The following is a 1,737-nucleotide window of genomic DNA, read 5'->3' as shown; positions in this document are numbered from 1 at the left end:
CGCCGCAGCGCCCCCCGCCGACCCAGCCGCCGACCCGGCGGGGGAGCCGGTCGCCGCTGGGGGCGCCGGGGTGACGCGCGCCGTCGTCCTGGCCCTCGTCGACCCGCCCCCCGGGACCGACGTCCGGGCGACCGCATCCGTGTCCCTGGACCTGGTCGACGGCGCCGGCGCCGTGGCGGGCACCGTCGAGCTGACCCTGGACCGGGGCAGGACCGTCCGGCTGGACGTCACCGAGCTCGCCACGCGGGCCGGCCTCCCGCCCGACGTCGGCGTGGTCGCGGTCCGCGCCCGCACGCAGAGCGCGCAGGTGGTGCTCGGCGGGCTGCTCACGGCCGCGGCGCCGGACGGCGCGATGGTCAGCGTCCTCGGCTCGACGCCGGACCAGCGGGGCCGCGAGGCGCTGCGGGTGGACGTGCGCTGACCTACCGGCGGTGGGACGAGCGCAGCTCGACGGCCTGCCGCGCGGCCAGGCCCAGCCGGATCACGAGGCGCAGCGGGGCCTGGTACCAGCGGTCGTAGCGGCCCGACAGGTACAGCGCGGCGCTGCGGTGGTGGGCGCGGATCATCGCGTCCGGCCGCTCGCGCCAGGACGCGCCGCCGACGTGGGTGACCTCGGCGCCGGGCACGTGCACGTTCGTCCAGCCCGCCCCGGCCAGGCGTTCACCCAGGTCCAGGTCCTCGAAGAACATGAAGTACCGCTCGTCGAAGCCGCCGACGGCCTCGAACGCCTCGCGCCGCAGCAGGAGGCAGGACCCCGACAGCCACCCGGCCGGGCGCTCGCCGGAGCCGGTCGTCTCCTGACGCGCCTGGTACGCCCGGGTCCACGGGTTGCCGGGCCACACCCGCGCGAGGAGCGCGTGCCCGACCCCCTGCGTGAGGGAGGGGAGCTCGCGGGCGGAGGGGTAGACGGTCCCGTCGACGTTGAGCACCGCCGGGCCCAGCGCACCGGCGCCCGGGTGCCGTCCGGCCGCGGCGAGCAGCGCGTCCAGGCTGCCCGGGTGCCAGACGACGTCGGGGTTCGCGACGACGAGCCAGGGCTCGGTCGCGCCCGCCGCGGCGCGGTTCGCGGCGCGTCCGTACCCGAGGTTCTCCCCGGTGCGCAGCACGGTCGCGCCGGACTCCCGCGCGACCTCGTCGACCGCGGTCGGGTCGGTCCCGTTGTCGACGAGCACGAGGCGGTACGGCCGCGTCGTCGCTCCGGACAGGCTCGCCGCGAACTGCGCGAGCTCCGGCCCGGGGTGGTAGGCCACGGAGACGACGAGGACGTCGGCCGGGGGGCGGCTCGGCACGGGGGCGGCGTCGGGCGGCGGGGTGGCGCTCATCGCCGATCACCCTAGCCGGGCCCGGCGGTGCGGAGGTCAGTCCTGGTAGCCCGGGTCGACGTCCTCCGGGGGCAGGGACAGCAGCGCGGCGACCTGCTCGACGAGCACGTCCCGCACGAGGTGGGCCAGGTCCGCCTCACCGTCGGCGCGCGTCTCGACCGGACGCCGGTAGACGACCACGCGCGCAGGCGCGCCCACGTCGGCCGGGAAGTAGCGGCCGAGGGGGACACCTCCGTGCTCCCACGGGGCGGGCTGCGACGGCGGCACCTCCTCGACGGCGAACTCGGTCCCGGCGAGGCGGGAGCCCCACCGCCGCTCCAGGCGCTCGACCGCCTCCAGGACGACGTCGTCGAAGCGCTCCGACCGGGTCCGGTAGGCCGGCAGGTCAGGTGGCAGGAGCAGCCCGCGGGGGCCG

The 1,737-nt window shown here is 78.1% G+C and carries 2 protein-coding genes and 1 pseudogene; 1 reads left to right on the top strand and 2 read right to left on the bottom strand.

Annotated features, from left to right (window positions below; all coding sequences use genetic code 11):
- A pseudogene (locus N866_RS21695) lies at positions 1-421 on the top strand (hypothetical protein); the annotation flags it as partial.
- 1 nt (position 422) lies between these two features.
- Here the strand turns inward: N866_RS21695 and N866_RS18580 are convergent.
- Both N866_RS18580 and N866_RS18575 read right to left on the bottom strand, forming a co-directional pair.
- Complete coding sequence (locus N866_RS18580; protein ID WP_052023259.1) at positions 423-1,322, bottom strand: glycosyltransferase family 2 protein; 900 nt, start codon at positions 1,320-1,322, stop codon at positions 423-425.
- A gap of 36 nt (positions 1,323-1,358) precedes the next feature.
- A partial coding sequence (locus N866_RS18575; RefSeq protein WP_034229563.1) for a metallopeptidase family protein occupies positions 1,359-1,737 on the bottom strand: 379 nt, incomplete at its 5' end.

The sequence above is a fragment of the Actinotalea ferrariae CF5-4 genome (assembly GCF_000603945.1).
In the GTDB taxonomy this organism is placed as follows: Bacteria; Actinomycetota; Actinomycetes; order Actinomycetales; family Cellulomonadaceae; genus Actinotalea; species Actinotalea ferrariae.
Note: the sequence above shows the minus strand (reverse complement) of the source record. Positions and strands in the feature narration are given on the sequence as shown.

What these genes read in the sequence shown, in the direction of transcription:
- N866_RS18580 (WP_052023259.1), bottom strand. Translation starts at nt 1,322, where the DNA reads ATGAGCGCCACCCCGCCGCCCGACGCCGCCCCCGTGCCGAGCCGCCCC.